The organism is Aeromonas sp. CD (assembly GCF_033349375.1).
Lineage (GTDB): Bacteria > Pseudomonadota > Gammaproteobacteria > Enterobacterales > Aeromonadaceae > Aeromonas > Aeromonas hydrophila.
This window is the reverse complement of the sequence record NZ_CP137631.1, coordinates 1,340,018-1,364,002: the sequence shown is the minus strand read 5'-3', so window position 1 is coordinate 1,364,002 and position 23,985 is coordinate 1,340,018. Positions and strand designations below refer to the sequence as shown.

Sequence of the window (23,985 nt, the reverse complement as noted above, 5' to 3'; positions counted from 1 at the left end):
CCATGAAATTAAGAGAAAAGAGGGCACTTCATCAATGATGGTCACCATGTTACCCCCTGACTATGCCGTGACTATGTATAAATGTGACAAAACGTAACAGGAGCGGCGGAATATCACCAAAATCGTTGCAGGCGGAGACGTTCGCAAGGATTCTACCCTACACTGATGCACCGAACCTGTCCGGATCCCGCCCTGCACCTATGCCTGCACCCAGATCTCATTTTGTTACCTATCGCCTGCAATGGCTGCTCTGCGCCTTCGTCGCCCTGCTGCTGGCCATCACGCTCAAGCTGACCCTGACCCAGGTTACCGACCATTATCAGAGCGATACCCTCAGCACCGCCTCCCGCCTGAAATCCCAGTTTCAGCAGATGGAAACCTTTCTCGAGGCCATGCGCGGTCAGGCAGAGGAGCGGCTGCGCAGCAACCCGCAATCCGCCCTCACCCAGCAGCTCTACGGCGCCCTGCGGGAGAATGGCGACCAGGGCTTTGCGCTGGATCGGGTGCCCGCCAACCTGCCCAAGGGGCTGAGCGGCAACCTGACCGGACTGGGGCCGCTGCCGGCCCCCGGCAGCCAGCGCGCCGCCAGGTTGCACCTGGCGCTGAGCCTCTCCCCCCTGCTCTCCACCGCCAGCAAGCTGCTGGGGGACAAGGTCGGCTGGCTCTACTTCACCGGGGTCGATGACTTCGTCTATCTCTACCCCTGGGTCCCCGCCAGCCAGTTTCACTTTCGGCGCAACATCTATCTCAAGTCCTACTGGCAGGATGCCCTGAAACAGAAGGAGAAGAGCCTGCACGCCACCGTCTCGCGCCCCTACGAGGACTTTGCCGGCGCGGGCCAGATGATCACCCTGTCACAGCCCATCGTGAAGGATCAGGTGCTGGTGGGCGTCATCAGCATCGATGTGCTGCTCTCCCGGCTGGAGCAACTGCTGCGCGAATCCACCCCAGGTATCGGCACCCTGTTTCTGGTCAACCAGCATCAGCAGATCCTCGCCAGCAGCAATCAGGAGGTCGACTTCGTCCCAAAGCCGTCAAAGGCTCGGGATGGCTACCACTGGCAGCAGGGGGCGTTTCAGTTCCAGTACGCCATTCCTGACACCGAGCTCACCCTGCTCCACCGCATCCCTCTGCCCTCCCTGCTGTGGGCCCTGCTCTGCCAGTCCGCCCCGACCCTGATCGCCCTGTTCTTCATGGCCTGGGCCGTGCTTGCCAATCTCAAGTCCCGCCGCCTGAACCGACAGCTGGACTATCTCTCTCGCCACGATGCCCTGACCGGCGCCTTCAACCGCCACTACTTCGACGAGTTCGAGCGCCGCCATCAGCAGCGCGGGGGCAGCGTCGGGGTGATCATGTTCGACTGCGATCACTTCAAGCAGGTCAACGACCGCTTTGGCCACGAGGTGGGCGATCAGGTGCTGATCCAGCTGGTGCGCCTGTGCCAACAGCACCTGCGGCGGGAAGACGCCCTGATCCGCTGGGGCGGCGAGGAGTTTCTGCTGCTGGCGGCCAAGGGGGGCGAACCACTCGACCAGCTGGCCGAGCAGCTGCGTCTGCGCATCGCCCGCCACCCCTGGCAGGAGCTGGCACCGGCCCTGGCGGTGACCGTCAGCCTGGGTTACCACCACAGCACCACCGATACCCCGCTGCAGGAGGCCATTCGGCGGGCCGACGTGGCGCTCTATCAGGCCAAGGCCAACGGCCGCAATCGCAGCGAACGCTGGCAGGATGACGGCGCCGGCAACTGCGGGTAAGCTGGCTTTCTCACTCACTCCTGGAGAGACAAAGTGGCACGAAAACCCCGTGTGGGACTGGCTCTTGGCAGCGGCGCGGCCCGTGGATGGGCACACATCGGCATCATACGGGCGCTGGAGCGGCTCGGCGTCAAACCGGATCTGGTGGCGGGTTGCTCCATCGGCAGCTTTGTCGGCGCCGCCTATGCCGCCGGTGAACTGGACAAGCTGGAGAGCTGGGTACGCGGCTTCAGCCGCTTGCAGGTGGTCAGCCTGCTCGATCCGGCCCTCTCCGGCGGCCTGTTTCGCGGCGAGAAGGTGTTCGGCATCGCCGCCAACCACCTAGGCGATCCCGCCATCGAAACGCTGCCGCTGCCCTTTGCCTGCGTCGCCACCGAGCTCGACACCGGCCGCGAGATCTGGCTGCAGCAGGGGCCGCTGCGCCAGTGCGTGCGCGCCTCCTGCGGCATGCCCGGCATCCTGACCCCGACCCGGGTCGAGGATCGCTGGCTGGTGGACGGCGCCGTGGTCAACCCGGTGCCCATCTCGCTGGCCCGCGCCATGGGGGCCGAGGTGGTGATCGCCGTCAACCTCAACGCCGACATGCACCAGCCCTGGACCGACGAGCCGGATGAACCGAGCGGCGGCAACCGCTTCAGCCAGTGGTTCAACCGGGGTGACAGCCCCAACACGCCGGGCATGTGGAGCGTGATGACCGGCTCCATCAACATCATGCAGGAGCGCATCACCCGTGCCCGGATGGCAGGCGACCCGCCCGAGATCCAGCTCTGCCCGCGCCTTGGCAGCTTCTCCATCATGGATTTCCACCGCGCCAGCGATGCCATCAACGAGGGCGAAGCCTGCGTCGAGCGCAACCTCGACCAGCTCAAGGATGAGCTCGGCCGCCTCGGCGTGCTCTAGTACGGTTCACCGGATTCGTCCTCCCCAACAAAAAGAGCGCCTTGCGGCGCTCTTTTGCTGTGGGAACTGTGACCCCAGCACTGCTGGCTAGAACAGCCCCAACCCTTTGAGCATCACGATCAGGATCAGCAGCGGCGACACGTAACGGATGATGAAGAACAGCGGCTTGAGGATCGTCAGCTCCAGCTCGCCGCCGTTGGTCAGCGCCTCCTTCATCCGCTCGAAGCCCCACACCCAGCCCACGAACAGGCAGAGGAAGATGCCGCCAAGGGGCATCAATACGTTGGAGGAGACGAAATCGAACAGGTCGAAGAAAGTCTTGCCGGCGATATGAACGTCCGCCAGCGAGCTGTTGGAGAGCGCACAGGTCGACCCCACCGCCCCCAGCACCAGCAAGTTCAGCAGGGTCGCCTTGGGGCGGCTCATGCGAAATCGCTCTGACACCACCGAGACCGGCACTTCCAGAATGGAGAGCATGGCGCCGGTGGCGGCGATGGCGGAGAGCACGAAGAACAGCACCATGAACAGGTGGCCGAACGGAATGCTGGCAAATACCGCCGGAATGGTGATGAACAGCAGGGAGGGACCGGCGGTGGGCTCAAAACCGAAGGCGAATACCGCCGGGAAGATCGCGATGCCGGCCAGCATGGAGACGAACAGGTCGGCGCACATCACCCGGAAGGTTGTCAGCGGGATGTTCTGATCATCCCGAAAGTAGCTGCCATAGGTCATCATGCAACCCATGCCGATGGAGAGCTTGAAGAAGGCCAGCCCCATGGCGGTCAGCACCACCCCGGCCGTTATCTTGGAAAAATCTGGTGAGAACAGAAAATGCAGCCCCTGGCTCGCACCCGGCAGGGTCAGACTGCGGATGCCGATAACCAGCAGCAGGATGAAGAGCACCGGCATCAGCTTCTTGGTCACCGCCTCGATCCCCTTGGAGACCCCCATCAGCAGGATGCCGCCCATCAGAGCCAGCACCAGCCACTGCCAGAGCAGGCTCTGCAGCGGGTCGCTGATCAGCGCCCCGAAGGCCGCCCCGGTCACCTTGGGATCGGTCGACAGGATGGAGCCGTCAACGGCCTTGAAGATGTAGGCAAAGACCCAGGCTGCCACCTCGGAATAAAAAGACATGATAAGGAAGGCAGCCAGCACCCCCATGGCCGCGATCAACCACCAGGGCTGCCCCTTGGGGGCCAGCTTGCTGAGGGTGGTGACGGCATCGGACTTGCCTTTGCGCCCCAGCATGATCTCGGAGATCATCACCGGCAGACCAACCAGCAGCGTCGCGATGACATAGACCAGCAGGAAACCGGCGCCGCCGTTTTCGCCCGTCAGGTAGGGAAACTTCCAGATATTTCCCAGCCCGACGGCTGAGCCCAGGGTGGCGGCAAGGACGCCGAATTTGCTGGTAAAGCCATCTCTGGCCTTGGGGGTGATTTGACTCATGCTTGTCTCACTGTACGCATCATGCGAGGGATACCGCTAATTTTAGCGGTCAGAATTTTCTGAGGATTAATCCGGCTTGCCAAGGTATTTTCGTGAAAAGCCTTGGTGAGAGCACAATTAGCCAAATTTAATTAATTTAGTGGGTTATTTGATGGATAAAAAAATGCCGCCTCAATGGCGGCATTTTTGTCAAAGCTCAATCAAATCAAGCCTTGGCAATATCGTCCGGGCCGATCTGACCGATTTCGGCGACTTTTTTGTCAGCCAGCAGCCAGAGGGTGAACTTGTGCAGTTCCGGGTGATGAGCCAGTGCCACCAGGAAGGCGCCACCAACTTCACGATAACCCAGTTCGTAGTTCTTCAGGGTGGTCGGGGGAACGCCCAGCAGATCTGCAAACTTGGGACGGCTCAGGCCGACCGCTTCACGGATCTGACGGATCTTCTTGCCAACAGTTACGATATTTGAATTCATGTGTTCCATACTCCGTACGGCGGATTGACTCCACCTTTATTTTTCGCGACGACTCGTAGTCAAGTGTATCAGTTTTGAACGGACTCGTTATGGTCGAGCCTCTATCTTTAATCAGCGTCTTTCGACGACAACCCTTGCAAACATCGGGGATGGTAATCGCTCAACCGCCTCAGGTAAACAGTCTCGAAAAGAAACCTTTATTGTTGCCACAGGAATAACTCGTATAATTCGCCGGCTATCCCTTAAGAGTAAGAACTCATGGCGCTTCCCGGCATAATCTCCTGTTTACACCCTGTCACCACCCCCGCAGAACTCGCTCGTCAACTGCAGCAAGGCCAGCAGACTCGTGCCGAGGCCTTCTGGTTGCCCGCCGCGCTGCACGATCAGGCGGCAGCAGTTTTGGCTGCGCTCGATGACAAGAGCAGCCTGTTTCTTGAGCGGCCCGCAACCGGGCTGCCATTGCGCAGTCACGACGGCGTCATGCAGGAAGATGGAACCCTGCTGCTTGGCAATGGCCAGCAACTGGTGCTGGCCAAAGAGTCGGGCGATGGCGGCCTGGTCCCCGTTAACGGGCTGGCCGAGATGGCCGACTGGCTCGAAGCCGGCCACCTACATTTCTGCTGTTCAGCTGCGGTACAGCCTGTGGCGCGGGCCATCCTCAACATCTGGCCGCTCGATCCCTACCTGGCCCGTCATTTTTTGTGCAGTTTTACACCCTTACTGTGCGAAGCAACCGAGGCCGATTACCTGGCCGTGTTCCAGGCGAGGGAATTTCCCGCCATGGCGCAATCTGACTGGGTTCAGGCCTATATGAAACTCGAGAAGAGACTGCACAGAGCCTATTTGGATCACTAATTAATTTGGATAAACAGCCAGTTATCCACACGACACAATTTGCCATATGGATTATGTGTGAGCTTGATCATGTTTTGAAATCGGCATAGAGTGCGCCACGTCATCGGAATGACATCGGCTGTTCGTGAAGGGTTGAAGGCATTGCTTACGCTGCCACCCGCTCGCTTGTGCACCAGGAATGTGTGCCTCCCGGATGGATCCGGGATCCCTGCCAGACTCAACGCTGTTGTTCGGCAGAGCCTGCAGCTTACATAAATTAAAAAGTGCGAAGCACGTGAACAACGTGCCATCTCAACGAGGATTTTTTTATGATGAAAATGGCTCCTTCCCTGATCGCCATCGCCATGGCTGCCATGGGTGCAACTGCAGCTCACGCCGCTGACGACATCTACTTCGGTGCCGGTGCCGGTGCTGCCCACTTCAACGGTCTGAACAAGATCGGTGGTGGCGGTTACGCTGGTACTGAAGACGCTGCTGCTGCCAACGCCTTCGTCGGTTACAACTTCACCGAAAACTTCGGTACCGAGTTCGGCTACCAGTACGCTGGCCGCGGCAACACCGACGGTCTGCGTTACGAGAACCAGGGTGCCACCCTGTCCGGTATCGCTCGTCTGCCGCTGGGCGGCGACTTCTCTGCCTTCGCTGAAGGCGGCGCCTACTGGGCTCACACCGACGGTCTGGGCACCAGCGACACCAAAGTATCCCCGCTGGCCGGCCTGGGTGTGACCTACAAGGTTAACGACGCGCTGGATCTGCAAGCTCGTTACCGCTACATGTGGGACGTGGCTGACCTGCACGCAGGCGATGCCCCGGACGACGTACGCTACAAGTCCAACCAGAGCGTTGCGACCCTGGAAGCCGTATACCACCCGTTCCGCACTTCCTACGTAGCCCCGGCTCCGGCCCCGGTTGTTGAAGAAGCTCCGGCCCCGGCTCCGCAGGTTGTCGAGAAGAACTTCGCCCTGAATTCCGACGTGCTGTTTGCCTTCGGCAAAGACAGCCTGAAGCCGGAAGGCGTTGCTGCCCTGAACGGTCTGTACCAGCAAATCGTTGAATTCCAGCCGAAAGATGGCAACGCTGTTGTCGTTGGTTACACCGACCGCATCGGTTCCGACGCTTACAACCAGAAGCTGTCCGAAGCCCGCGCTCGCACTGTTGCCAACTTCCTGGTCAGCAAAGGCATGGCCGCCAGCAAGGTTGCTGTTGAAGGTCGTGGCGAAGCCAACCCGGTCACCGGCACCAAGTGCAACGGCGTGAAAGCCAAAGCTCAGCTGATCTCCTGCCTGGCTCCGGACCGTCGCGTTGAAGTTCGCGTATCCGGCGTACAAGAAGTTCAGAAGTAATCTGACTCCGTTCAGATGATGCGAAAAGGGGATGCCACGGCATCCCCTTTTGTTTGCCTCCTCGCCGCCAACTGACCAAAAACACAGCAAGGCGCGTCACTTTCTGTCAAATCATTTCCCTCCGTCAGTTTTCTAGCCCCCCGTGCAGAGCCGCGCCAGCGCTGGATATCTGTACAGAAACTTGATCAACGCGAGTCAAAAGAATACAGTAACTCCGCTTGTAAGGCATTGGATGAACTATTAAAAGTGCTTCCGGCCCGGTTAGTTGTCCATGGAGCCAAGGCTTCGTGAGTATCCAGGAACCATCTCTTTTTTCATTCAGGCCAACCGTGGTTCACCATGGCGGTCGCAGCTGAACTGTCACTTGTGACCGGTATAACTGAAGAGTGCGCAGTACGCCCTAGCACGGCAAACTCAACGAGGATAAAACGATGAAAATGAAAATGGCACCCGCCCTGATTGCTCTGGCCATCGCGGCCATGGGGACTTCCACCGCTCAGGCTGCCAACGACTGGTACACAGGTATCGGTGCTGGTTGGGCTTATGGCCACGACCTGAACGACTTTGGCAAAGATGCCGACAAGGATGCCACCGCGCTCTCCCTGTTTGGCGGCTACAACTTCAACGATAACTTCGGCGCCGAGCTGGGTTATCTCTACGCCGGCAAGGGTGGCGTCGATGGCGTTGACTTCAAGACCCAGGGCGCAACCCTGTCCGGTCTGGCTCGTCTGCCGCTCGGCGACATCTTCTCCGTGTTTGCAGAAGGCGGCGCCTACTTCAACCACGTCAACGGCAACGGCAGCAGCGACAACGGTACCGCGCCGCTGGCCGGTCTGGGCGTGACCGCCAAGCTCTCTGACCTGATCGATCTGCAGGCCCGTTACCGCTACATGTGGAACCTGGGTGACGAGCAGAAGACCTGGGAAACCAACATGAGCGTGGCCACCCTGGAACTGGTGATGCACCCGAACCGCTCCACTTACGTGGCACCGGTAGCGGCACCGGCTCCCGAGCCGGTTCCTGAGCCGGTCGTGGTCGACAAGAACTTCGCCCTGAGCTCAGACGTGCTGTTTGCCTTCGGCAAATCCACCCTGAAACCGGAAGGCGTTGCCGCCCTGAACACCCTGTATCAACAGATCGTCGACGTACAGCCGAAAGATGGCAGCGCCGTGGTCGTTGGTTACACCGACCGCATCGGCTCCGACGCCTACAACCTGAAGCTGTCTGAAGCCCGTGCCCGCACCGTGGCCGACTTCCTGGTCGGCAAGGGTCTGCCTGCCGGCAAGGTAGCCATCGAAGGTCGTGGCGAAGCCAACCCGGTCACCGGCACCCAGTGCAACGGCATCAAGGCCAAGGCCCAGCTGATCGCCTGCCTGGCCCCGGATCGTCGCGTAGAAGTGCGCGTCACCGGCGTACAACAAGTCACCCAGTAAGTCACCTTGGTGACCGAAAAGGAGGCCATCAGGCCTCCTTTTTTATTGCCTGGCGCTCACCCTGAGCACCTCGGCTGGCCCGCAGATCCCGCTCATTGCCATCCTCGATACCACCTAAGTGGTTAAAAACCCTGCATCGCCTATAAATAGTGGTGGTTGTACACAACAGGGCTTGCGCCCTACTACACCAGACATCGACGAGGATACGCGATGAACATAAGAGTAAAACCTGTTTGGATTGCATTGGCACTGGCAGCCACGGGCGCACAGGCGGCGCCAGACAACGACTGGTACGCCGGGGTGGGAGGTGGCTGGGCCATCGCTCACGATCTGGGTGACTTTGGCAAGGATGCGAGCAAGGACGCCACCGCGCTCTCCCTGTTCGGCGGCTACAACTTCACCGAGAATCTGGGGGCTGAGCTCGGCTACCTGTCGACCGGTGACTGGGACGTGCAGGGCAACGACTTCAGCAGCCAGGGCGCCACCCTGTCGGTGATTGGTCGGCTGCCGCTGGGGGATATCTTCTCGGTGTTCGCCGAGGGCGGCGGTTATGTCTACCACGTCAAGTCCATCAACGGCGGCGACAACAACCTGGCACCGCTGGCCGGCCTCGGCCTCACCGCCAAGCTGCACGACTGGGTCGATATCCAGGCCCGCTACCGCTACATGGTCCGGGTCGGCGACGATCCCGACAATGACAAGGTGGGCAGCGGTACCCAGCGCTGGGTCAGCGACATCAGCACCGCCACCCTGGAGCTGGTGATCCACCCCAACCGCAGCAAACCGGTCGAGCCGGCCCCCGCCCCCATGGTCGTTCCCCCGCCACCGCCCGCTCCCGAGCCGGTGGATCAGACCTTCAACCTGAGTTCGGACGTGCTGTTTGCGTTTGGCAAGGCGGAGCTGAAACCGGAGGGGATGCAGGCACTGGAGTCGCTCTATCAGCAGATAGCCGACGTCAAGCCCAAGGATGGCAGTGCCGTGGTGATGGGCTACACCGACCGCATCGGGTCGGATGCCAACAACCAGGTGCTGTCGGAGGCCCGCGCCAGCACGGTCGCCAACTTCCTGATCGGCAAGGGGCTGCCCGCCGACAAGGTGAGCATCCAGGGCAATGGCGAGAGCAACCCGGTCACCGGCAGCCAGTGTGATGCCATCAAGGCCAGAGCCGCCCTCATCGACTGCCTGGCACCGGATCGCCGGGTAGAAGTCAGGGTCACCGGTACTCAGGGTGCCCCCGAGGCAGCCGCCGCCCCGGCCGAGCAGTAATTCCAGCTACGAAGAGAGCACAGCGCCAGACGTGTGAAGAGGTGCAGATAACAACAGGTGGTGAGCAAGCCCACCCACAACGCGATGCACAAAAAAGGGATGCCGAGGCATCCCTTTTGCTTTGCGCCTTCCCGCCGAAATCAGAAGGAGGTACGGCGATAGCGACGATACTCGGGGCGCCAGAAGTTGGCCTCGATGGATTGATCGATCACCTCGTCCGGGGTCTGTACTGCCTTGCCCTGCAGCATGGCGGTCTTGGCCACCATCTTGGCGATGTAGCGGGAGACCTGGTGAATGTCCGCCAGATCCGGCAGCAAGGAGCCCTCCTCCCCTTTCACCAGTGGCGAGCACTCCGCCAGTGCGCGGCTGGCCGACATCAGCATGGCGTCGGTCACCCGGGTGGCGCCGGCGGCGATGACGCCAAGGCCGATCCCCGGGAAGATGAAGGAGTTGTTGCACTGGGCGATGACGTAGCGCTTGCCCTTGTACTCCACCGGTGCGAACGGGCTGCCGGTGGCCACCAGCGCCTGGCCGTCGGTCCAGCGGATCAGATCTGCCGGCGTCGCCTCGACCCGGGAGGTGGGGTTGGAGAGCGGGAAGATGATGGGGCGGGCACAGTGCTTGTGCATGGTCTTGACCACCTCTTCGGTGAACAGCCCCGGCTGGCCGGAGACTCCGATCAGGATGTCCGGGCGACCGTGCTCCATCACCTCCAGCAGGGAGATGTTGTCCCCCACCGGCCAGTCGGCGATGCGATCCACCGGCTGGGAGAGGCGGCGCTGGAAGTCGAGCTGGTTGGGGATCTTGTCGGTGATGAGGCCGAACCTGTCCACCATGAAGACCCGGCTGCGGGCTTGGGCATCGGTCAGCCCCTCGGCTTTCATCTGCGCCACGATCTGCTCGGCGATACCGCAACCGGCGCTGCCAGCGCCGAGAAAGGCGACCCGCTTCTCGGAGAGCTTGGCGCCGGAGGCCTTGCAGGCGGCGATGAGGCTGCCCAGGGTCACGGCGGCGGTGCCTTGAATGTCGTCGTTGAAGCAGCAGAGCTCGTTCTTGTAGCGGTTGAGCAGCGGCATGGCGTTGTTCTGGGCGAAGTCCTCGAACTGCAGCAGGATGTCGGGCCAGCGGCGCTTGACCGCCTGAATGAAGGCGTCCACGAACTCGGCATACTCTTCACCCGAGATGCGCGGATTGCGCCAGCCCATGTAGAAGGGGTCATTCAGCAGCTGCTGGTTGTTGGTGCCCACGTCCAGCACCACCGGCAGGCAGTAGGCCGGCGAGATACCGCCACAGGCGGTGTAGAGCGACAGCTTGCCGATGGGAATGCCCATGCCGCCGATGCCCTGATCGCCGAGGCCCAGGATCCGCTCACCGTCGGTGACCACGATCACCTTGACGTTCTGCTTGGTGGCGTTCTGCAGCATGTCATCGATCCTGTCCTTGTCCGGATAGGAGATGAACAGGCCACGGGCGCGGCGGTAGATGTTGGAGAACTCCTCGCACGCCTTGCCGACGGTCGGGGTGTAGATGACCGGCAGCATCTCGGTCAGGTGGTTGGTCAGCAGCCGGTAGAACAGCGTCTCGTTGGTGTCCTGGATGTTGCGCAGGTAGATGTGCTTGTCCATGTCGTTGCCGAACGCCATGAACTGACGGTAGGCCCGCTCGGCCTGCTCTTCGATGGTCTCGATATTCTGGGGCAGCAGGCCTTCGAGGTTGAAGTTGCTGCGCTCTTCGCTGGTGAAGGCGCTGCCCTTGTTGAGCAGCGGGGTCTCCAGCAGGGCCGGACCGGCATAGGGGATGTAGAGGGGACGTTTCTGGTTATTATCTTCAAACATGGATCGGGTACCTAAACGATGACCTGGACGAAGGAGTCCGCCGATCCTATGGGCTTGCGCCATTAATTTCAAAGAGTTTGCACATCCGTTGCAAAAGGTTTGCGACCCAGGCGACGAAAGGCGCCGGGGGTCAGACCAGTGAGCCGGCGAAAGCGGTTGGCAAAGTTGGCGCCGTCGCTGTAACCGACCCGGCCGGCCAGCTCGCCGAGGGGCCAGTTGGTGTAGAGCAGCAGCTGGCGCGCCTTGTTCATCCTGAGTGCGGTCACCTTCGCCATGGGCCCCATGCCGAACGCCTGCTGGCAGAGCCGATGCAGATGGGGCACCGAGCAGGCCATCTGATCGGCCAGCAACGCCACGCTCCAGGGCTCGTCGAGGCGCGCCTCCACCCGCCGAAACAGCGCCTGCAGCCTGAGCTCAGGCGTGCCGCGCACCTCCCCCTGCAGTGTGCGCTCCAGGAGCGCCAGCAGCAGGCTCAGCAACTGGGGCTGCAGCGGTGAACGCGTGCCCTCCCCCTGCATCAGGCTGAGCAGGTGGTAGAGCTGCTCCCCCTCCTCCCCCTGCCAGATGCGGTGGCCGAGCCGGTGCAGGTGCTGCCAGCGCGGCACGTCATCCAGCAGGATCCAGCTGGTGCGCCACTGCGCCCCCACCAGCTTGAGACCACCGGGCACTGCTGCCGGCAAGAAGATGAGCGAACCGGCCGGGATGGGCTGCTCGCCACCATCGGTGAGCAGGGCGCCCCCCTCGTCGTGGCTCACCATCAGGATGTGAAACTCCGGCCGGTTGCGACGGATCAGGTAGTGATCGCGGATGCTCGAGAGCCCGGTCAGGAAGATGCCCGCCTCGCCGAGCAGCGGCAGCCCTTCACGCCCCAGCATTCGCTCCTCGCAGGCCGGGGCGATTTCCAGACACTCGCTGACAAACGGCATAACACCTCAACAGGATAGTTTTACACAAGAAAGCCGAGAGAGGCTCACAGTGAAGCCGCCCGCCACTCCCCCTATCATAGCCATGACAAACCTTGCTTTTTATCTACCCGGTTAACATAAATGAATTATTGGCAAGCGATTTTAAAACAAACCACCGATCGTGAGTTCATGACCCGATTGTGGCGGCTGGCCCTGCCGGTCTCGCTGCAATCCATGATGTTCTCCCTGCTCGGTCTCATCGACATCATGATGGTGAGCCAGCTTGGCACCACGGCTGTGGCGGCGGTCGGCTTGGGTAACCGGGTCTTCTTCTTCAATCTGCTGGTGATAGCGGGACTCTCGGGCGGGGTCTCGGTGTTGGCGGCACAATATTACGGTCGTGGCGAGATGGCCGGGGTGCGCCGCTCGCTGGCGCTGGCGCTGGTGGGGGCCCTGCTGGTGAGCCTGCCGTTTGCCCTCGTCTACGTGCTCTCACCGGGCAGCGTGCTCGGTTTTGCCAGCCAGGAGCCCGCGCTGCGCGAGCTGGCCGATCAGTTTCTGATGATCACCGGCGCCACCATCCTCTGCACCGCCGTGGTGGTGCCGCTGGAGTCGGCGCTGCGCTCGGTCGGCAATGCCGCCGCCCCCACCCGCATCGGTATCATCGCCATCATCGCCAACGTCATCCTCAACTACGCCCTCATCTTCGGTCATTTCGGCTTCGAGGCGATGGGGGTAGCCGGCTCGGCCTGGGGCACCACCCTTTCACGGCTGCTGCAAACGACCCTGCTGCTGCTCTACGTGAGACGCTACGAGGCGCGCCTGATCCCGCGAAAAGATGACTGGCTGGCCGCCTTCAAGCGCAAGGAGGTGGTGCGCTTCACCCTGATCGCCCTGCCGCTCCTGTTCCACGACGGGCTCTGGGCGTTCGGCATGCTGCTCTACGGCTTTCTTTACGCACACCTTGGCACCGACTCGCTGGCCATCATGACCACCCTCGGCACGCTGGAGAGCATCCTCATCTCCCTCTTCTTCGGACTGGCAGTGGCCTGCTCCACCCTGCTCGGCCACCGGCTCGGGGCGGAAGAGTACGAGGTTGCCTGGCAGCACTCCCAGCTGTTCCTGCTGCTTGCGCCCATAGGTGCCCTGCTGGTGGGGATCGCGGTCTGGCTGCTGCAGACCCACCTGCTGCAGTGGGTTGGCAACCTGCCGGGCGAGCTGATGACGGAGGCTGGCCAGGTGCTCGCCATCATGTGTCTGGGCATGCTGCTCAAGGTGTTCAACATGGTGGGCATCATAGGAGTACTGCGCTCGGGTGGGGATGTGAACTACAGCATCTTCATCGACATCGTCGGCATGTGGTGCATCGGCCTGCCGCTCGCCTGGGGCGCAGTCAACCTGCTCGGCTGGCCCCTCTCCTGGGTGGTGGCGGTGGTGTTGCTGGAAGAGCTCAGCAAGGTGTTACTGGTGCAACGCCGCATTCGCCAGCGCCGCTGGCTCAGAAATCTGGTGCTGGGATAAGGGAAGAGAGCAAAGCGGGAAAATGCGGGGTCATATCAATGACAGAAAATCCCTGTTTGCAGTATGCTGGCCCCCTCTTCAATCAGAGGCAGGGCGCACCGCGTGCACCGACATTATGCCCCTGCCCAGTAGTCGTTTAAGGAGACGAGCATGCAACCACAAAAAGAGCTGATCACCGAGACTGCCCTGCTGGAGATGGCCAACAAGATCATCAAGGAACACGAAGACTTCATCCACGGCATGCGTGCCGATTCGGTGGAGCAGAAGGGGGAGATCCTAGTGTTCAAGGGGGAGTTCTTCCTGGCCGAAGATGGCACCCCGACCGGCAAGACCATGGCGGTGTTCAACATGTTCAAGCTGCTGGCCCAGCAGCTCTCCGGCAAGTACCAGCTGGGCTGAGCCCGCTCAATCCCGCTCAAGCAAGATGCCGCCCTCAGGCGGCATCTGTCTGTATGGCGGCAGACTGTGCCGGCTTGCCACCCAGTTCCCCCACCACGCAGTTGCGCCCGGCCATCTTGGCCATGTAGAGGCACTCGTCGGCCCGGTTGAGCAGATCCTCGACCCCCTCGCCGCGCAAAGCCAGGGTCAGGCCGATACTCACCGTCACCTCCAGCAGTTCGTCGGAGGTAGGGCTCTTCACCAGCCGCGCCTCCACCGCCACCCGCAGCCGCTCGGCTACCCGCTTGGCCTGGGCCAGCTCGGCGCAGTTGGGCAGCAGGATGGCAAACTCCTCGCCGCCGTAGCGGCCCAACACCATGCCGGGCTCCAGCTGCTCAGCCAGGGTCGCCGCCACCTCCTTGAGCACCGCATCCCCCGCCAGATGGCCGAAGGTGTCGTTGATGCGCTTGAAGCGGTCCAGATCCAGCAACAGCACCGCGAACGGTGCCTGCTTGCGGATCATGCTCATCCTCGCCTTCTCCAGCTGTTTCATCAGCAGGCGGCGGTTCATCATGCCGGTCAGCTCGTCGGTGGTGGACTCCCGGTAGAGCTGCAGCAGCATGTTGAGCTGGCCGCACTGCACCCAGCTGCTGGCCAGGGCAAACAGCCCCAGCAGCCAGATCTGGTTGAGGGTCTGCACGCTCCAGAGCGGCTGCCCTACCAGCAGCCAGTTGCCGGCCAGCATGGTGACCAGAATGCCCCCCGCCAGCTGCAGGCCGAGGGAGAGCGGAATGGGGAAGATGGCGAACAGGCTGATGAGCAGGTAGGGGAACGCCATGTAGCCCGCCTGCAGCTCCTGATCCGCGCCGAAGCTGTGCAGGCAGATGAGGGAGAAGAGCATCATCACCGCCATCAGGTAGCCGAGCGCCAGCTTCATGCGTTCGCGTCTGAAGTGGATGAGGTAGGAGAAGGGGATGAGCGGGGAGAGGGCGAGCAGGCAGAAGATCCGGGCCTGAAACAGTTCATCGAACTGGGCGGAGGGCAAGGTCAGCCAGTCCACCACCGCCCAGGCGGGCAGGCCCACCATCAACAGACAGGTGAGCAGCCGAAGACGCACCGTCATAAAGCCCATGCGGGTCAGGGTAAAATCTTCGGAGTGGGCACGGGCACTCCAGAACTCCGACAGCTTCAGCATCCAGAGCCTCCAAATCGCAACAGAGGGCTCATTCTACGCCGTGCGGCGGCAAAATCCTATGCAACCGGCCCCATTTCCGGGCGAGCGCCATCACACAAACCGGCGGATCATAATCGCCACGCGCAAACGTTTCAACCCATCAAAAAATAAACCCGTTGCAACCCGAATTAGCGCTGGTCAGCCCGCTCTCAATCACTAAAATAGCGCCCAATTTTCTGCCCCCTCCCCCACACATTCGAGGTATTTATGGAACAGGCTGCCGCCGTACGCGCAACCCGAGAGGCCCATCCCCCCAGGCGAGCCCATAGCGAACTGGTCTATGGCATAGAGGATGTCCCACCCCTGCCCCAGACCCTGTTCGCCGCCCTGCAGCATATGCTCGCCATGTTTGTCGCCATCATCACTCCTCCTCTCATCATTGCCAACGCCCTCGGCCTCCCTGCCGCTGACACCCGCTATATCGTCTCCATGTCGCTGGTCATGTCCGGCATCGCCTCCTTCATCCAGACCCGCCGATTCGGCCCCCTCGGTTCCGGCCTGCTGTCGGTACAGGGCACCAGCTTCAACTTCCTCGGCCCCATCATCGCCTCCGGCCTCGCCCTCAAACAGGCGGCCATGCCCACCGAGGATCTGCTGGGCACCCTGTTCGGCACCATGCTGGCGGCCGCCCTCACTATCGTGGTGATGAGCCGCTTCCTGCACCTGGTCAAACGGATCATCACCCCGCTGGTGACCGGCATCGTGGTGCTGCTCATCGGCCTGACCCTCATCAAGGTGGGCCTCATCAGCATGGGGGGTGGCTACGGCGCCCTGTCGGACGGCAGCTTCGCCAGCCACACCAACCTCTTCCTCTCCCTGCTGGTGCTCGGCCTCATCGTGCTGCTGCAGCGCAGCCGCAACCCCTGGCTGCGCCTCTCCGCCATCATGATCGCCATGCTGGTGGGCTATGCGGTGGCGCTGCTGCTGGGCAAGGTCAACGCCCCCACCTTCGACGGCCCGCTGCTGATGGTGCCTGTTCCGCTCCACTACGGGCTCGGCTTTGACTGGCAGCTGTTCGTGCCGCTCGCCATCATCTTCGTGGTGACGGCGCTCGAGGCCATCGGCGACATGACCGCCACCTCCGACATCTCCGGCGAGCCGCTGGAAGGGCCCGTCTACATGGAGCGGATCAAGGGCGGCGTGCTGGCCGATGGCGCCAACTCCATGCTGGCGGCGGTGTTCTCCACCTTCCCCATGTCCACCTTCGCCCAGAACAACGGCGTCATCCAGCTGACCGGGGTGGCCAGCCGCCACGTCGGCCTGTTCATCGCCGCCATGCTGGCCCTGCTCGGCCTGTTCCCGGCGGTGGCGAGCCTGGTGCAGCAGATCCCCGAGCCCGTGCTGGGGGGCGCCACCATCGTCATGTTCGGCACCATCGCCGCCGCCGGCGTGCGCATCATCTCCCGCGAGGAGCTCGACCGCCGCGCCCTGATGATCCTGGCGGTGTCGCTGGCCATGGGCCTCGGAGTGGCACAGGTGCCGGAAGTGCTGCAGCACCTGCCGGATCTGGCCAAGAGCGTGCTCTCCTACGGTGTCGCCACCGGCGGCCTCACCGCCATCATCATGAACCTGCTGCTGCCCAAACGCGCCGCCGCACAGGCCTGACACTCCGCCATCCTTGCACCAAAGCCCCGCCATGCGGGGCTTTACCTCCTTCGCTGCCACGGGTAGTGTGCTGGGCAGCCTCTGCTCAGGATGCCTTTCATGCCCTATACCCTGCTTCCCCCCCTGCCCAGCAGCCACACCCCGGACCAGATCCTGGCCGAGGAGCAGCGCTGGCTGCGAGAGTGTGCCCATGACCGCCAGCCCCTCGCCCACCTCTGGCAGGCGCCTCAATGTCTCATCGTCACCCGCAAGGACACCCGCTTGCCCCGCTACCAGGCTGCCTGCGAGCAGCTTGCCGCCGAGGGCTGGCCCGTGCATGTGCGCGACAGCGGAGGCACCGCCGTGCCCCACGGCGCCGGCATCCTCAATCTGTCGCTCATGCTGCCTCGCACCACCACGGATCTGGCTCACTACTACCGGCTGCTGGGGGCGCCGCTGCTCGCCCTGCTGGGCGAGTACGGTCTTGAGGGCAGCTATGACTTCGTGCCCGGCTCGTTTTGCGATGGCCAGTACAATCTGGTGATCGGGGGTCGCAAGGTGACCGGCACCGCCCAGCGCTGGCTGGCGCCGGGCCAGGATCACCAAGGAGCCGTGCTGGCCCAAGCCATGCTGCTGGTGGCGGGCAACGTGGACGAAGGCACCCGGATGGCGAGCCGCTTCTACGAGCTGGCGGGCGGCGAGCTGCGCTTTCTCCCCAGCACCTCCACCACCATCGCGCAAGCCATCGCTTGGCAAGGAAGCGAGGACGAACTGGTGGAGAGGGTGCGAACCCGGCTCACCGCGCTGCTGACCCAGGAGTGAGCCCAGCGCCCTGCTGCCGGGCACCACAACCGCCCCCTCATCAAAAACGCCCATAAAAAAAGCCACGACCCGGGTCGTGGCTTTTCGTTTGGATGGGTGGTCTTGGCATCAGGCCGTCTGCGGCTCGGGCTCGGACTCCGTATCCCGGTCCCGGTCCCGGCTGAAGTAGGCGCGGGTCTCGGCGATCACCACGTGGCGCAGGCCGATGAGACCGATGAGGTTGGGCACCGCCATCAGGCCGTTGACGATGTCGGCCAGCAGCCAGATCAGGTCCAGATGCAGGAAGGCACCGCTCGCCACCAGCACCAGATAGATGAGGCGGTAGGGTTTGATCGCCTTCACCCCGAACAGGTACTCGGTGCAGCGCTCGCCGTAGTAGTTCCAGCCAAGGATGGTGGTAAAGGCGAAGAACAACAAGCCGATGCTCACCAGATACTGGCCGACATGGGCATCGAGCCCCTGGGCAAAAGCCAGACTGGTCATGGCCGCGCCGCTCACATCGCCGCTCCACACCCCGGTGACCACCAGCGTCAGGCCGGTCATGGTGCAGATGATGATGGTGTCGATGAAGGTACCGGTCATGGAGACCAACCCCTGCTCCACACAGGAGTCGGTCTTGGCCGCCGCCGCCGCGATGGGCGCAGAACCCAGTCCCGACTCGTTGGAGAAGACCCCGCGCGCCACCCCGGACTGGATCGCCAGCATGATGCCGGCGCCGACGAAGCCGCCAGTGGCCGCATGGCCGGTGAAGGCACTCCCGATCACCAGGGCGATCGCCTCCGGCAGGGCGGCGGCATTGTTCACCAGTACACCGAGGCAGGCGACGATGTAGAAGATGGCCATGAAGGGCACCACCTTGCTCGACACGCTGGAGATGGACTGGATCCCCCCCAGGGTCACCAGCGCCACGATCAGGGTCAGCACCACGGCGGTCACTTCACGGGGGACCGAGAAGGAGAGGCTCATGGCGTCACTGATGGCGTTGACCTGCGGGAAGGTGCCGATGCCGAAGAAAGCGACGCCGATGCCGAACAGGGCAAACAGCTTGGCCAGCGGCCTGGAGCCGAGCCCCTTCTCCAGATAGTACATGGGGCCGCCCGCCATCTGGCCGTTGGCATCCTGCTGACGATATTTGACCGCCAGCAGGCACTCGGCGTACTTGGTGGCCATGCCGAACAGGGCTGCCATCCACATCCAGAACAGGGCGCCAGGGCCCCCCAGCTTGATGGCGGTGGCCACCCCGACGATGTTGCCGGTACCGATGGTGGCGGAGAGAGCGGTGCAGAGCGCGCCGAAGCTGGAGACATCCCCCTGCTTGCCCTGACCCTGGTCGCGGCCAAAGACCAGCCGCAGGGCGAGCGGCAAGCGCACCACCTGAAGCAGACCCAGACGCAGGGTAAGGTAGATACCGGTCCCGACCAGCAGGATCAGCAGGGGTGGACCCCAGATAAAGCTATCGATGGCGGCGAGCGCCGATTGAATTGATGACATGCATCCTCCTTAAGAAACAAAAATTAAGGAGGAGAAGGATGATCTTCCCATAGGTGTCGCGATCGGCCAGAGGCGATCGGATGCGGGCCAAAAACGTGTTCACACTCTTGCAGCGAGGCCGTGATCAAGGCTCATACGCGACTCGGAATCCTCACGTATGTCTATACGCTCCGGTTCCTGCGCTGCTCTTTGCCTTGCTGACGACCTCTCGTTACCGATCGTGAACAGTTCCAAGCTCAGGTACAACCATCCCATCCCCTCTGTCCTTTTGCCTGAGAGTTTCCGGCGCCAGATTGCGATGCAATCACGGTGCCTTGCTCCTTCGGCGCCCGATTCAACGGGTCTCTCCAGAGTATCGTCCAGTAGCAGTCCACACCGGTTGCCCGGTACCTGAAAGATTCACTTCTTCGGTGGATGGTTGCCCATCGCTCTCCTGCTACCTTCATCCGAACTAGTTTGGATTAGGAAGCGGGCATGGTAATCCAAAAAGTGTGAGCTGTCTCCCACTCGGCCATCCCGGCCGCCGTTTTTTTTCGTACCGAACCATCTGTTATTTGTTCGTTAACTATCAATAAGTTATTCCCACTTGCCACAGATGGCCCAGCTTCACTAGCCGATACGGCCGCCATATCAAGATGATATTTCGTCTCGACCAGAAAAACTTGCCGACATATCCAATCAAAAGGGTTGCACACAAACGCAATAAGCCGATAATCCCGCGCATAACTAAGCACTTTGCAATGGAGTTATGCAATGTGCCTGGTTGGTCCCTCCGGACCGCTCGCCTGAGCCGGCCGTCGCCGGTTCAACCCCATATGGCTTGGGCATATCACGCCCCCTAAGGATGACCAAAAGAGAATGAACGAGACCCTGGTAGCACAAGATTACCGTCAGCTGGTTGAACAGTTCGGCTCCCCCCTGCTGCTGCTCGACAAGGCAGCCGTCCGCAAACAGTATCGGGCCCTGGCGGCCGCCCTGCCCGATGTACGATTGCACTATGCACTCAAACCCCTGCCCCACGAGGCAGTGGTCTCTGTCTTGAAGGAAGAGGGGGCCTGTTTCGACCTGGCCACCAATGGCGAAGTGGATCTGGTGCGCAGTCAGGGGGTCCGCCCGGGACGCTGCATTCATACCCATCCCATCAAGCGCGACAGCGACATCCGCTATGCGCTGGAGTACGGCTGCACCGTGTTTGTCTACGACAACCCGCTGGAGCTGGAGAAGTTCATTCCCTACAAGGACGAAGTGAAACTGCTGCTGCGAGTCAGCTTCCCCAACCCCGAGACCAAGGTCGACCTTTCCAAGAAGTTCGGCTGCACCCCGGAGCAGGCGCTGCCGCTGCTGCAACTGGCCCACGCCAAGGGGATCAAGGTGATGGGGCTGTCATTCCACGTCGGCTCCCAGGTGCCCCACGCCCGTCGCCACGTGCAGGCCATCGACGCCTGCCGCGAGATCATGGAGCAGGCCTGGGAACTCGGTCTCAAGCCCTGGGTACTGGATATCGGCGGTGGCTTCCCGGTGGATTATGAGGGCGGCGAGTTCGACATCGACGGCTTCTGCGCGCCGATCCGCGAGGCGCTGGCCAAGCTGCCCGCCACCGTGCAGAAGATTGCCGAGCCGGGCCGCTTCATCAGCGCGCCGGCCATGACCTCGGTCTCCAGCGTGATGGGCAAGGCCCATCGCGGCGACAAGATCTGGTACTACCTGGATGACGGTCTCTACGGCAGCTACAACGGCCAGCTCTACGATCACGTCACCTATCCGGTGAGCACCCCGCTGGCTCGCGGCGAACTGCACAACTCGGTGCTCTCCGGCCCCACCTGCGACAGCGTGGACGTGATCCGTGACGGCATCATGCTGCCGGATCTGGCCATCGGCGAGCTGGTGGTGGGCCGGGTGATGGGGGCCTACACCTGGGCCTCGGCCTCCACCTTCAACTTCTTCCCCAAGGCGAGCATCCTGATCCTGGACAGCAGCCAGAAAGGGCAGAAGCTGGTGGCGGTCGCCTGACAACAGGCCGGATGCAAAGAGGGGAAGCCGCGGCTTCCCCTCTTTCGTTTCATCCAGCACAAACGGCTAGATGAACTGGCTGGCCAGCAACCAGCCGGTGTAGCCGACGAAGCAGGCGAGCAGCAGGCCCCCCTCCAGCCGGTTGATCCGCCCCTGCCCCTTGCGGCCCAGGCACATCACCAGCAGCAACAGGGTCAGCCCCATCATCACGCTCCAGTCGCGGGAGAGCACTTCCGGTGCCACGTCGAGCGGGTGGATCCCCGCCGCGATCCCCACCACCGCCAGGGTGTTGAACAGGTTGGAGCCAAGCACGTTGCCAAGGGCCAGATCGTGCTCGTTCTTGCGAATGGCAATAAGCGAAGAGGCGAGCTCCGGCAACGAGGTGCCGACGGCGACGATGGTGAGGCCAATCACCAGATCGCTGATGCCGAGCGCCTGGGCGATGGTCACCGCCCCCCACACCAGCAGGCGGGAGGCCGCAATCAGCAGCACCAGCCCGACGATGAGCCAGCCGATGGCCGCCTTGAGGGACATCCCCTCGCTGTCGATGCTCTCCTCGGTTTCCGCATCCAGCGCATCCCCCTTGCCGCGCATGCCGGCCCGGATCGACCAGCCCATCAGGCCGACGAACACCACGCCGAGGATCACGGCGTCCGTGCGGTCCAGATGACCGTCCAGCAGCAGGGCGCCGGAGAGCAGGGTGATACCGAGCAGGATGGGGATCTCCTTGCGCACCACCTGAGAGGCCACCGCGATGGGGCTGATCAGGGCGGTCAGCCCCAGGATCAAGGCGATATTGGTGATGTTGGAGCCATAGGCGTTGCCGAGCGCAAGGCCGGGGTTGCCCTGGGAGGCCGCCAGCGCGGAGACCACCATCTCGGGGGCCGAGGTGCCAAAGCCGATGATCACCATGCCGATCAGCAGCGGCGGCATGCCGGCGTAACGGGCGGTGGCGGCGGCGCCATCGACAAACTTGTCCGCACTCCAGACCAGCAGCGCCAGTCCGGCAATCAGGGCAACAAAAGCCAGGGTCATAACATCTCCATTCCATCGCCAGCAAACGCAAGAGCCAGGCGATGGCCCGGCTCTTTGCAGAAGTGGGCCCAGTGTAGCGAGCCGACTTTCCATTTCAAGAGGAAATCAAACGACGATTGATATTTTACAGCGCCGCCAGCAGGCTCTGGGCATCCGACACCTCGAACTTGCCGGGGGCCTCCACGAACAGCTGCTCGACCACGCCATCGTTGGCGATGAGGGCAAAGCGCTGGGCGCGCACGCCACCAAAGGCCCCGGTCTCCTTGGCCAGACCCAGTGCCCGGGTCCAGCTACCGTCGCCATCGGCCAGCATGATGATGGCCTCGGCGTTCTGGGCATCCTGCCACGCCTTCATCACGAAGGCGTCGTTGACCGACAGACAGCAGATGGCATCGACGCCTTTGGCCATCAGCTGGTCGGCCAGCACCACATAGCCCGGCAGGTGGGCGTTGGAACAGGTAGGAGTAAAAGCACCGGGCACCGCAAACAGCACCACCCGCTTGCCGCCAAACAGACTTTGGCTATCCCGCTGCTGCTTGCCCTCGGCGGTGATGAAGGTGAATTCGCCCGCGGGCAGGGCTTGGCCAATCGCTATCATGATCTCTCGTCCTCAACTGGATGGCAGGGGCTTCAGTCTACCCCACTCCCGTCATGTGACACAGACCCCGATCCCGTCCGCCTTTTGGGCTAACCTTGAGCAGGATCAGCCGACCAAGGAGGCCTCATGCAGCACTATTACGATGGACTGGAAATTCGCCCCTCCGCCTTGCGAGAGCAGCAACAACTGGATCAACTCAATCACCTGCTTACCCATGTCGGCCAGTATTGTGCCGGTTATTCCAGTGCCTACCGCCAGCGTCGCCTGCAGGATCTGGGCGAGCTGACCAGCCTGCCCCTGCTCAACGCCAGCGAACTGTTCGCCGCCCAGCAGGCTCACCCGCCCTTTGCCGGCCTCACCGGCCGCCCCGCCAGCCAGGCGCTGCGGGTCTTCGCCTGTCCGGGCCAGCTGGCCATTCCCGAGTACGCCGGTGCCGACTGGTGGGGGGCGGCGCGCGCCCTGTTCGCCGCCGGTTTCAAGGCCGGGGAGGTATTGCTCAACGGCCACGACTACCACATCAGCCCCACCGCCTTCATCTTCGACAACGGCGCCCGCCAGCTGGGTGCGCCCGTGGTGCCCTGCGGTCCCCACGATACCGGGCGCCAGCTGGAGGCACTGCAGCGCTATGAGCCGACCGGGTTCGTCGGGCCGCTGGCGGTGCTGCTGGATCTGCTGGAGGCGGCAGAGCGGGCCGACGTGCCGAGCGACAGCCTGCGCTGCGCCCTGCTGTGCGAATCCTCCCACCCCGATACCCGGCCGCTGCAGGCGGTGCATGGCATCCGGGCGCTCAACTGCCTGTTGCTGCAGGATGCGGGGGTGATCGCCTATGAGAGCCAGCCCGGCCACGGCTTCATCGTCAACGAAAGCTGCCTCATCGAGATCATCGATCTGGCCAGCGGCGAGCCGGTCATCGGCGATGGCGTCGGTCAGCTGGTGGTGACCCGGCTCGATCTGGAATACCCGCTGCTGCGTCTGGTCACCGAGTGGCAGGGCCACTGGCTCGCCGGTGCCAGTCCGTGCGGGCGCACCAATCGCCGGCTCAGGCTGGTCTAACATCCACCCTGCAAACAAAACGGGCAGCCAGTGGCTGCCCGTTTTGT

At 62.5% G+C, this 23,985-nt stretch carries 20 protein-coding genes and 1 riboswitch; of the genes, 12 read left to right on the top strand and 8 right to left on the bottom strand.

Going from position 1 to position 23,985, the window contains the following annotated elements; genetic code table 11:
• Positions 1 to 200: 200 nt before the first annotated feature.
• Both R2E40_RS06350 and R2E40_RS06345 read left to right on the top strand, forming a co-directional pair.
• A complete protein-coding gene (locus R2E40_RS06350) occupies positions 201 to 1,754 on the top strand; it encodes a diguanylate cyclase (RefSeq protein WP_318165025.1) in 1,554 nt (517 codons plus the stop codon).
• A gap of 33 nt (positions 1,755 to 1,787) precedes the next feature.
• Positions 1,788 to 2,654 carry a patatin-like phospholipase family protein gene (locus R2E40_RS06345; protein WP_011705198.1) on the top strand — a complete coding sequence of 289 codons (867 nt, stop codon included), beginning with the start codon at positions 1,788 to 1,790 and terminating at the stop codon, positions 2,652 to 2,654.
• Positions 2,655 to 2,741: 87 nt separating this feature from the next.
• Here the strand turns inward: R2E40_RS06345 and R2E40_RS06340 are convergent, their stop codons facing one another.
• Together R2E40_RS06340 and R2E40_RS06335 are read right to left on the bottom strand one after the other, a co-directional pair.
• Positions 2,742 to 4,103, bottom strand: a complete 1,362-nt coding sequence (locus tag R2E40_RS06340; RefSeq protein ID WP_318165024.1) for a sodium-dependent transporter — start codon at positions 4,101 to 4,103, stop codon at positions 2,742 to 2,744.
• A gap of 205 nt (positions 4,104 to 4,308) precedes the next feature.
• Entirely contained in the window at positions 4,309 to 4,575 is a 267-nt protein-coding gene (locus R2E40_RS06335; protein WP_005298604.1) for a helix-turn-helix domain-containing protein, read from the bottom strand.
• 258 nt (positions 4,576 to 4,833) lie between these two features.
• Here R2E40_RS06335 and R2E40_RS06330 point away from each other — a divergent pair, with 258 nt between their 5' ends.
• The 4 genes from R2E40_RS06330 (at position 4,834) to R2E40_RS06315 (ending at position 9,472) form a co-directional block, all read left to right on the top strand.
• The gene (locus R2E40_RS06330; protein ID WP_085734680.1) at positions 4,834 to 5,430 is read left to right on the top strand and encodes a hypothetical protein; all 597 of its coding nucleotides are present in this window, start codon (positions 4,834 to 4,836) and stop codon (positions 5,428 to 5,430) included.
• 308 nt (positions 5,431 to 5,738) lie between these two features.
• Complete coding sequence (locus tag R2E40_RS06325) at positions 5,739 to 6,773, top strand: OmpA family protein (RefSeq protein WP_011705194.1); 1,035 nt, start codon at positions 5,739 to 5,741, stop codon at positions 6,771 to 6,773.
• Positions 6,774 to 7,204: 431 nt separating this feature from the next.
• Positions 7,205 to 8,206 (top strand): porin OmpA, encoded by a 1,002-nt coding sequence (gene ompA, locus R2E40_RS06320; protein ID WP_016349943.1) that lies wholly within the window; start codon positions 7,205 to 7,207, stop codon positions 8,204 to 8,206.
• A 210-nt stretch (positions 8,207 to 8,416) separates the two neighbouring features.
• Positions 8,417 to 9,472, top strand: a complete 1,056-nt coding sequence (locus R2E40_RS06315; RefSeq protein ID WP_318165023.1) for an OmpA family protein — start codon at positions 8,417 to 8,419, stop codon at positions 9,470 to 9,472.
• Positions 9,473 to 9,612: 140 nt separating this feature from the next.
• Here the strand turns inward: R2E40_RS06315 and R2E40_RS06310 are convergent, their stop codons facing one another.
• Both R2E40_RS06310 and R2E40_RS06305 read right to left on the bottom strand, forming a co-directional pair.
• Positions 9,613 to 11,307, bottom strand: coding sequence for an NAD-dependent malic enzyme (locus tag R2E40_RS06310; protein ID WP_318165022.1), 1,695 nt, complete (start codon positions 11,305 to 11,307; stop codon positions 9,613 to 9,615).
• A 68-nt stretch (positions 11,308 to 11,375) separates the two neighbouring features.
• On the bottom strand, positions 11,376 to 12,233 hold the full coding sequence (locus R2E40_RS06305) for an AraC family transcriptional regulator (protein WP_318165021.1): 858 nt from the start codon (positions 12,231 to 12,233) through the stop codon (positions 11,376 to 11,378).
• A gap of 120 nt (positions 12,234 to 12,353) precedes the next feature.
• Here R2E40_RS06305 and R2E40_RS06300 point away from each other — a divergent pair, with 120 nt between their 5' ends.
• Both R2E40_RS06300 and R2E40_RS06295 read left to right on the top strand, forming a co-directional pair.
• Entirely contained in the window at positions 12,354 to 13,733 is a 1,380-nt protein-coding gene (locus R2E40_RS06300) for an MATE family efflux transporter (protein ID WP_039215328.1), read from the top strand.
• A gap of 150 nt (positions 13,734 to 13,883) precedes the next feature.
• Positions 13,884 to 14,132 carry a YciN family protein gene (locus R2E40_RS06295; protein ID WP_005298586.1) on the top strand — a complete coding sequence of 83 codons (249 nt, stop codon included), beginning with the start codon at positions 13,884 to 13,886 and terminating at the stop codon, positions 14,130 to 14,132.
• Positions 14,133 to 14,166: 34 nt separating this feature from the next.
• On the opposite strand, the gene R2E40_RS06290 is transcribed toward R2E40_RS06295, so the two are convergent.
• Positions 14,167 to 15,306 carry a GGDEF domain-containing protein gene (locus R2E40_RS06290; protein WP_318165020.1) on the bottom strand — a complete coding sequence of 380 codons (1,140 nt, stop codon included), beginning with the start codon at positions 15,304 to 15,306 and terminating at the stop codon, positions 14,167 to 14,169.
• Positions 15,307 to 15,552: 246 nt separating this feature from the next.
• Here R2E40_RS06290 and R2E40_RS06285 point away from each other — a divergent pair, with 246 nt between their 5' ends.
• Both R2E40_RS06285 and R2E40_RS06280 read left to right on the top strand, forming a co-directional pair.
• Entirely contained in the window at positions 15,553 to 16,950 is a 1,398-nt protein-coding gene (locus tag R2E40_RS06285) for a nucleobase:cation symporter-2 family protein (protein ID WP_017765758.1), read from the top strand.
• Between the two features lie 99 nt (positions 16,951 to 17,049).
• On the top strand, positions 17,050 to 17,751 hold the full coding sequence (locus R2E40_RS06280) for a lipoyl protein ligase domain-containing protein (protein ID WP_318165019.1): 702 nt from the start codon (positions 17,050 to 17,052) through the stop codon (positions 17,749 to 17,751).
• Between the two features lie 108 nt (positions 17,752 to 17,859).
• Here the strand turns inward: R2E40_RS06280 and R2E40_RS06275 are convergent, their stop codons facing one another.
• On the bottom strand, positions 17,860 to 19,242 hold the full coding sequence (locus R2E40_RS06275) for a sodium:alanine symporter family protein (RefSeq protein ID WP_318165018.1): 1,383 nt from the start codon (positions 19,240 to 19,242) through the stop codon (positions 17,860 to 17,862).
• 250 nt (positions 19,243 to 19,492) lie between these two features.
• A riboswitch (glycine riboswitch) is annotated at positions 19,493 to 19,603 on the bottom strand.
• 497 nt (positions 19,604 to 20,100) lie between these two features.
• On the opposite strand from R2E40_RS06275, the gene R2E40_RS06270 reads away from it, so the two are divergent.
• A complete protein-coding gene (locus tag R2E40_RS06270; RefSeq protein WP_011705184.1) occupies positions 20,101 to 21,252 on the top strand; it encodes a type III PLP-dependent enzyme in 1,152 nt (383 codons plus the stop codon).
• Between the two features lie 66 nt (positions 21,253 to 21,318).
• Here the strand turns inward: R2E40_RS06270 and R2E40_RS06265 are convergent, their stop codons facing one another.
• Complete coding sequence (locus R2E40_RS06265) at positions 21,319 to 22,287, bottom strand: calcium/sodium antiporter (protein ID WP_039216106.1); 969 nt, start codon at positions 22,285 to 22,287, stop codon at positions 21,319 to 21,321.
• 124 nt (positions 22,288 to 22,411) lie between these two features.
• Positions 22,412 to 22,885, bottom strand: coding sequence for a peroxiredoxin (locus tag R2E40_RS06260; RefSeq protein WP_318165017.1), 474 nt, complete (start codon positions 22,883 to 22,885; stop codon positions 22,412 to 22,414).
• Between the two features lie 126 nt (positions 22,886 to 23,011).
• Between R2E40_RS06260 and R2E40_RS06255 the strand changes: the two genes are divergently transcribed.
• On the top strand, positions 23,012 to 23,938 hold the full coding sequence (locus R2E40_RS06255; protein ID WP_103829167.1) for a phenylacetate--CoA ligase family protein: 927 nt from the start codon (positions 23,012 to 23,014) through the stop codon (positions 23,936 to 23,938).
• Positions 23,939 to 23,985 lie beyond the last annotated feature (47 nt).